This is a genomic window from Mesorhizobium sp. M2C.T.Ca.TU.002.02.1.1 (assembly GCF_003997225.1).
This window is the reverse complement of sequence record NZ_RZTO01000259.1, coordinates 1-7365: the sequence shown is the minus strand read 5'-3', so window position 1 is coordinate 7365 and position 7365 is coordinate 1. Positions and strand designations below refer to the sequence as shown.

The following is a 7365-nucleotide window of genomic DNA, read 5'->3' as shown; positions in this document are numbered from 1 at the left end:
CGCCTTTGGTGTTACCCGCCTCGAACTTCTGGTGCTCGTCGGCGGGATCGTCCTTGGCGTGCTTGAAATCATACCAGGTGCCGTCAGGGTCCTTACGCTGCTCGATGTTGCCCTTGTTGACACGATGGCTGTAGCAAGTGCGTTGCGGCTTGGTGGAATAAGTCTTGGAGCGCCAGGCAAGTTCCATGCACATCTTGCCCTTTTCCGTCACCAGCCAGCGGCCCTCGCCGACGGCGGGGGAATCCTCCCCTTTCGTCCAGGCATGCAGGCGTCTGTCCATTCCGAAATAGGCGGCGCCGTTCTTCCAGTTCCAGGTGCGATCGGCATAGAGAAGCTGCAGCTCGAAAGCCGTCGGAGCAATGTCGGGCTTGGCGGCCGCCTCGACTGTCGCGCCGTTCTTCTGCGGGGCCGCGCTGGCGGGGGCGCTAAGAGCAAGCTGGCCGCAGGCGACCAGCAGCGCAACCAGCCAACCGCCTCCCGCAAGCCGATGGGGCCGGCTGAACTCAAGTCGAGCCGGTTCACATGGCGATGTGGTTTCAACTGTCGTCCCGATGAACATGCGCATATCGATACCCCCTTTCGACCCCGATACGGCGGGGCCGATGAACCATGATCTGGAAGATGTTTCTTCGGGCTTTCCGCGAGCCGTCACGATGCCCGGGCCTATCGGCCCGATGGCGGCGCGATCAGCGCCCTTGAGACTATTAACAGCCGCGGGTGTTGCGATGTCAACTGAATCGAGGCTCAAGTGATCACTACAAGCCGTTAGTTAACCAGAGATATTACAATGTTGTGATAGTCTGACCTTGTTTGGCGATTGGATGTCGCCAGAATAGCTTCGGCGGGGGGGCTGCTCCACATGTTAGACAGCGCAGAAACGACCGAGTTGCAAGGCGCGGCGTTTGCCGGCATGCGCCGGGCTGTCGGCGCAGCACGCATCCACACCGCAATCCTGCTGGCGATCTTGCTGGTTGCCGCCATCGCGCGTTTTCACAACATCACCCAGCCACTGGTCGACGCCTTCAGCTGGCGCGAGACAAGCACCGCGATGATGGCCGACAATTTCCAGCAGCATAGCTGGAACATCTTTTTTCCCGAGGTCAGCTGGACCGGCCCGGGACCCAGCTATCAGGGCCGGGAATTCCAGATCGTCAGCTATTCCGCCGCGCTGCTCTACCAACTCTTCGGCTGGCACGACTGGTTCGGCCGCATGGTCGCCGCGCTGTTCGGCATGGTGACGGTGTTTTCGCTGCACAGGTTGACCGCGCTCTGTTGGGACGAGGTGCATGCGCATGCGGCAGCCCTTGCCTATGCGCTGATGCCGGGGGCGGCGATGATCGACAGTTCGTTCCTGCCCGATCCATCGATGCTGGCGCTGGTGACGCTCGGCGTGTGGCTGTTCGCGAAATACTGGGCAGGCGGCAAACCGTGGCTGCTGCCGCTGGCGACGCTGAGCTTCACGCTTGGCGCGCTGGCCAAGCCGCCAGGGCTCGCCGCCGGGGCCGTCATCTTCTACCTGACGGTCTGCTGGATCCTCCAACGGCGCTACAGGCAGGCCGCGCGGGTTCTGCTCAGCGGACTGATCAGCCTGGCGGTCATCACCGCCTATTTCGGCTGGGCCATCTATCTCGGCCGCAGCTACCCGCCCTACCACGTGGCCGGCTCCGGCTATATCTGGGATTCCGGCTTCTGGACGTTCTTCAAGAACAGTTTCTACCTCAAATCGGTCTGGAACACGTCGGTCTGGTGGTTCTACGGCTATCCGTTCATGATCCTCATCGCCATTGGCTTCTGGATGCCGCCGAAGCCCGCCGCAAGCGGCGAGCGGGCACTGTCTGCCGTTCCCTATGCCTGGCTCGCGGCAGCGGCGGTGGTCTATGTCGCGGCGGCGCGCGAGATCACCAGCAATCCGTGGAACTACCATATCTTCCACGTGCCGCTGGCGATGTTCTGCGGCCGCGGCGCGCTCGTGCTGGCGACGCTCGGCACCGGACCAGTTCTCGCGCCGGCTGTGATGCTGCGCTCGGTGTTCATCGCGGCGCTGGCGCTCACGCTCTCCACCTTTCCGCTGCTCAAGACGATGAAGGCGCCGATCGCCATGAACGGCAAGCTGCTCGGCGAGCAGCTGGCGCGGGTCGCCCAGCCGGGCGAGCTTGTCGTCGCCATCGCGCCGGAGGCAGGCGATCCGGTCGCGGTCTACTACAGCCGGGCGCGCGGCTGGGTGTTCCCGCCCGGAGGCGGCGACGTCGAATGGTCGAAATTCGTCGAGGACGATGCCACCGCGATCGCGCAGCTCGAGGACTTACGGGCGCAGGGCGCGGATTATTTCGGCACGGCCAAGAACGCCGCCGACAAACAGGACCGGCAGTTCATGAAACATCATGACGGGGTGATCGACCACCTCGACAAGACCGCGACCAAGCTTGTGGATTCGGATACGATGCTGGTCTATAGGATCACCCGCCCGTGACGGCCCGCCGTTCGAGGCGCGCCGGCGAAGCGATCCGCGGATGAAGGCGTGAATTGTCGAACCACCGGATAAGCCGCTCCAACGCGGCGGTGGCGCCATCGGAGAATTGGTTGAAGAGAGCGATATCGATAGTCGTCACTCTGGCGCTGCTGGCATGGCTTGCCAGCGACCAGCGCTGGAAGATGGTCGGCGATGCCTTCGCCTCCATCACGCCCGGCGCTTTCGTGGCGGTCGCGGCGGCGCTATTCGTCACCTATGTGCTCCGGGCGCTGCGCGTCTGCGACGAATTCCGCGACGATGTGAACGGCCGCTTCGGCGCCACGCTGCGCGTCATCCTGATCCACAATGCCATGATCAACATCGTGCCGTTCCGTGGCGGCGAGACGGCCTTCCCGATCCTGTTGCGCCAGGTGTTCGGCGTCTCGATCGTGCGCGCCAGCGCTTCGCTGTTGTGGTTCAGGCTGCAGGATGCTTTCGTCGTCGGCGTGCTGGCTTGCCTGGTGTGGCCGGGTTTGCATCCGGCGCTGAGGGCCGCCGGCATCGCCGCGCTGATCGCCGCCGCATGGTACCTGCCGCGCTGGGCGCGCGCGCCGCACAACTGGACGGCCGGCGGCAGGATCGTCTCGAAGCTCGGAAAATTGCGCGACATCTTCACGGAAGCGACGGGACGGTCGCGCTATGGCTGGTGGTGGACGATCGCCAACTGGGCGCTGAAGCTCGGCGTGCAGGGCTGGCTGCTCGCCATGCTGCTCAACACCTCGTTCCAGACCGCCTTTCCGGGCGCTGTCGGCGCGGAGGCCGCCGCCATCCTGCCGGTGCAGGGCGTCGCAGGCTTCGGCACCTATGAGGCGGGTGCGGCCGCGGCACTGCTCTATTCCGGCATCGCCATGAAGGACGGCCTGCAGGCGGCGCTGGCGCTGCATCTCTTCATCTTGTGCTCGGCGGTCGCAACCGGTGCGATCGCCTGGCTGTTCCCCTCGAAATCGACGCTGCCCGAAACTCCGGCGGCGGGACCGGCAAGGAAATGACCACCATGAACGTGCTTCCCATCCCCGCATCGGGACTGCCCGAGGGCGCCGTCATGCCCGAGCACAAGCTCTCCATCGTCATCCCGATGTACAACGAGGCCGACAATGTCGAGCCGCTGCTGGTGCGCATCCATCAGGCGATGGAGAATTACAGCCAGCCCTGGGAAGTGGTTCTGGTCGACGACGGCAGCACCGACGCCACGCCCGCCGAGATCCGCCGGCTGGCGGTTCAATACGGGCCGCATGTGCACGGCGTGGAGCTGGTGCGCAACTACAAGCAGACTGCGGCCATGCAAGCCGGTCTCGACGCCGCGCGCGGCGACGTCATCGCGACGCTCGACGGCGACCTGCAGAATGACCCTTTCGATATCCCACGCATGGTCTATCGCCTGCTGACCGAGGATCTCGACCTCGTTGCCGGCTGGCGCAAGGACCGCAAGGAAGGGTTCTGGTTGCGCCGCCTGCCCTCGCGCATAGCCAACAGGCTGATCGCGCGCGTCACCGGCGTCAAACTCAAGGACTATGGCTGCAGCCTGAAAGTGTTCCGCGGCAGCGTCATCCGCAGCGTCCGACTCTATGGCGAGATGCACCGCTTCATCCCGGCATGGCTCGCGACCGTGACGACGCCGCGCCGCATCGCCCAGGAGGTGGTGACGCATCACGCCCGTATCCACGGCCAATCGAAATACGGCATCTCGCGCACCTTCCGCGTGGTGCTGGACCTCGTCTTCATGTTCTTCTTCCTGCGCTATCGCACACGGCCCGGCCACTTCTTCGGCGGCATCGGCATCGTGCTCGGCGTGCTCGGCTCGCTGATCCTGGCCTATCTGTTCGCGATCAAGGTTTTCTGGGGGCAGGATATCGGCACGAGGCCGATGCTGATCACCGGCTTCTTCCTGGTGATCGCCGGACTGCAGGCTGTGACGTCGGGCGTGCTCGCCGAGATGCTGTCGCGCGTCTATCTGGAGGCCAATGGCGCGCTCGCCTATGTGGCGCGGCCACAGCCCGCGCATGGCGAAGGCGACGGCTGGCACTGGCCGGGCAAGCCGGCGAGCGAAAAGGCGAAGCCGCGCCGCAAGTAGTCCCGCGGCGGCCGGTCGACCAACACCGCGACGCGCGGGCGACCGCAAGGCAAGAGGCGGTCCGCCGACGGCGTGCGTCCCTCCCCTTGCTCCCGTGGTCAAGCCCCGGCGATAGCGCTTATCTAAAGCGCGTCGCGATCTTTCAGATTCGCTCCATGCGCTTTAGGCTTTTGATTTTGCGCATGTCTTTGCCCCGAAACCGGTTACCACCTTCGGGAGACATGCTCTAGCTAGCGCGCCCTGCAAGCCGAGCGCTGACCGAAACCACTCGGGCCGCAAATCCACGGCGAGTGGCCAAGCAGCGGACCGACGCTGCCCACGCTGTAGGAAATCCTGACGGGCCGCGGCACGCGAATAGGCTGCGACCGTACGAAGGCGGCATAGGCCTCCCCCCTGACGCGCGTCACACTGGACATTTGCGTCAGCGGCTTGCGGTGAACGCGATGCAGCCGATGCTTCTTGACGTATTGCACCTTCTTTGTGGTGGTGTGGGCTACCGGCATGGTGCCGATCGAGCTGGTCTTCGTCGTGTCCATGCTCTGGCAGCCAGACACGACCGAGGCCAGTGCAATGGCGGCAATGGCGCAAGCATATCTCTTGCCGACAGCCGCCGCTTCATTCGTGAAATCGTTCATTGTCGTCCCCTGCCACGCAATACGCCTTGTTTTTGCGCGGATATATTTTCTCTTTCCTTGGCTTCCGCGCCGCGTGAACGGCTCGCCGCCATTCACATCGTGGCTTAATATTAGAGGGAACTTATTAAAATTCGTGCAAACGAGATGATGAGCGCGATCTTTCGCGACTCGATCGATTACTATTAAAATTTGATCTTCTTTCGGGAGGGCCGTGATGAAGCAGCGGCCTCACCTTGCGGGGCAAACGGCCTCTCGCATGCGCTCAACTCAGCGCGGCGCTTCCCAGCCGGGGTCGAAATAGAATTTGCGCGAGCCGATGTCGCCCATGCCGGCGCCGGAAATCACATAGGCGATCCGGACGATGCGAAAACCGCCGGCCCCCTGCTGCAGCCCGTAGATACCCTCTAGACCGCGATCGTAGAAACCCGCGATCGGGACGCCCAGCGCGACCAGCGCGAGAGAAGCATGCAGGGCGAATTTCGCGGCGTTGGCGCGCAGCGAGATCCTGTTCTCGCGGACATGCCTGGCAATGATCACCACGACAAGAAGGCCATAGAGGAAAGCGTTGAAGGCGGCGAACCAGTAGAAGCCTGTGGCGTCGAACGGATGCTTGACCAGCAGCACCGGCAGAGCCGCGCCAATCGCCAGCACGATATAAGGCGCGAAGGCGCGCGCGGGCAGAAGATGCTTAGGGCCGCTACCCTTCGGCGTGACCCGAAAGTCGACGAAGGATTTCGTCACATAGTCGCGAAGCGCCGACAGCGTTCCCCACAGCACCCAGGGCCAGCGCGCGAAGAAGAGGAACAGCGTGCCTTCCCAGCTCAGCGTCTTCGCCGTCGTCGGCCGCGACAGGCCGAAGGCCTTGAGCATGATCACCAGCCCGACCAGCGCCACCGAATTCGGCAGATAGTAGAAGACAAACTCGGCATACATGACGTTGGCAAAGTTGCGTCCCGTGAACAGCGCATAGATCGGCATCGCATACATCATCAGCGCAAAGACCGCGAACAGCGGATACCAGAGCTGGCAGAACAGGAACTGGAACTTCAGCCGCGGCGTCAGCCTGGCGAAGTATTTCGGCGTGTATTCGAGCAGGATCGTCACCAGGCTGCGCGACCACTGGAATTCCTGGGTGACGAGATCGGCAAAGGTCTGCGGGCCATCTCCGTTGGCGATGGCGTCGATGGCGTGCACGCCGCGCCAGCCGGCAGCGTTGATCAGCATCGAGGTCGAATGATCCTCGGCCAGTTCCGGACCAAGGCCACCGGCCTCGCGCAGCGCCCGCGTCCTGACGGCGTAATGCGAACCGATGCAGAGCGGCGCGCCCCCACCTGTGTGCCCGGACTGCAAGGGGCCATGGAACATGCCCTCCGGGAACAGGCGGCCACGGGCCGCCCAGCTCTCGTCGGCATTGTTGTCGCAGATGCTGGGTGCCGAGACATAGCCGACGCCGGGGTCGGCGAAAGGATAGAGGATTTCCCTCAGATAGGTCGGCGTCGGCACATGGTCGGCATCCATCTGGGCGACGAAGTCGTAGCGTTCGTAGCCGTACTGATCATAGAAAAAAGCCAGGTTGCCTTCCTTGCAGCGGGTCCGGCGCGGCCAGGTCTTGCGGTGATAGTCCTCGCGGCCGCGCCTGGTCGAGATCAGCACGCCATGCGCGTCGCACCAGCGAACCGTCGCCTCGGTCGGATCCTCGTCGGCAAGCCAGGTGTCGTGCGGATAGTCCTGCGCCAGCATCGCTTCCAACGTGCGCTGCACCACGGCGAAAGGCTCCGACGGCGCCTTGGTGACCACCATGGCGACGCGCGACCGCTTCGGTATCGTATGCAGCTTCGACGACTTTCTCGAGGCATGGACGTTAAGCAGGAAGTACATCGGCATCAAAGTCAGCCAGGCCAGCACGATGGTGGCGAAGGCAAAGGGCCCGACATGGCCGATATGCTCGGGCCGCAGCCACCATGACCAGAAGAAAGCCAGCGTGACGAACCAGAAAGCGAGGCCCAGCCGCAAGGTCGATTGCTGGCGCGGCGTGAGCACGGGCACGAGATAAGGACCCCTGGGGCCGTGGCCGGTCGAAACCTCGCCAACCTGGCCCATTGACGTCGTTTTGCCGCCGACGACGCCGGCATCCCCAGATACGCCCATAC

Annotated in this window: 6 protein-coding genes; 3 read left to right on the top strand and 3 right to left on the bottom strand. The window is 63.7% G+C overall.

What is annotated here, in order from left to right:
• Positions 1-748, bottom strand: a 748-nt coding sequence (locus tag EOD07_RS15700; RefSeq protein ID WP_245470162.1) for a DUF995 domain-containing protein, incomplete at its 3' end; no start/stop codon positions are given.
• A gap of 162 nt (positions 749-910) precedes the next feature.
• On the opposite strand from EOD07_RS15700, the gene EOD07_RS15695 reads away from it, so the two are divergent.
• The 3 genes from EOD07_RS15695 to EOD07_RS15685 all read left to right on the top strand — a co-directional run bounded on the left by EOD07_RS15695 (position 911) and on the right by EOD07_RS15685 (position 4580).
• A complete protein-coding gene (locus EOD07_RS15695; protein ID WP_245470165.1) occupies positions 911-2470 on the top strand; it encodes a glycosyltransferase family 39 protein in 1560 nt (519 codons plus the stop codon).
• 110 nt (positions 2471-2580) lie between these two features.
• Positions 2581-3498, top strand: a complete 918-nt coding sequence (locus EOD07_RS15690; RefSeq protein WP_040984688.1) for a lysylphosphatidylglycerol synthase domain-containing protein — start codon at positions 2581-2583, stop codon at positions 3496-3498.
• Positions 3499-3503: 5 nt separating this feature from the next.
• Positions 3504-4580, top strand: a complete 1077-nt coding sequence (locus EOD07_RS15685) for a glycosyltransferase family 2 protein (RefSeq protein ID WP_127236120.1) — start codon at positions 3504-3506, stop codon at positions 4578-4580.
• Positions 4581-4810: 230 nt separating this feature from the next.
• Here EOD07_RS15685 and EOD07_RS15680 read toward each other — a convergent pair whose 3' ends face one another.
• Together EOD07_RS15680 and EOD07_RS15675 are read right to left on the bottom strand one after the other, a co-directional pair.
• A complete protein-coding gene (locus tag EOD07_RS15680; protein ID WP_127236119.1) occupies positions 4811-5215 on the bottom strand; it encodes a hypothetical protein in 405 nt (134 codons plus the stop codon).
• Between the two features lie 267 nt (positions 5216-5482).
• Complete coding sequence (locus tag EOD07_RS15675) at positions 5483-7315, bottom strand: cellulose synthase catalytic subunit (RefSeq protein WP_245470164.1); 1833 nt, start codon at positions 7313-7315, stop codon at positions 5483-5485.
• Between the last annotated feature and the right edge of the window lie 50 nt (positions 7316-7365).

Bases quoted from the DNA above. Each gene is read 5' to 3' on its own strand.
- EOD07_RS15675 (WP_245470164.1), bottom strand. From the start codon at position 7,315: ATGGGCCAGGTTGGCGAGGTTTCGACCGGCCACGGCCCCAGGGGTCCT.
- EOD07_RS15680 (WP_127236119.1), bottom strand. From the start codon at position 5,215: ATGAACGATTTCACGAATGAAGCGGCGGCTGTCGGCAAGAGATATGCT.
- EOD07_RS15685 (WP_127236120.1), top strand. From the start codon at position 3,504: ATGAACGTGCTTCCCATCCCCGCATCGGGACTGCCCGAGGGCGCCGTC.
- EOD07_RS15695 (WP_245470165.1), top strand. From the start codon at position 911: ATGCGCCGGGCTGTCGGCGCAGCACGCATCCACACCGCAATCCTGCTG.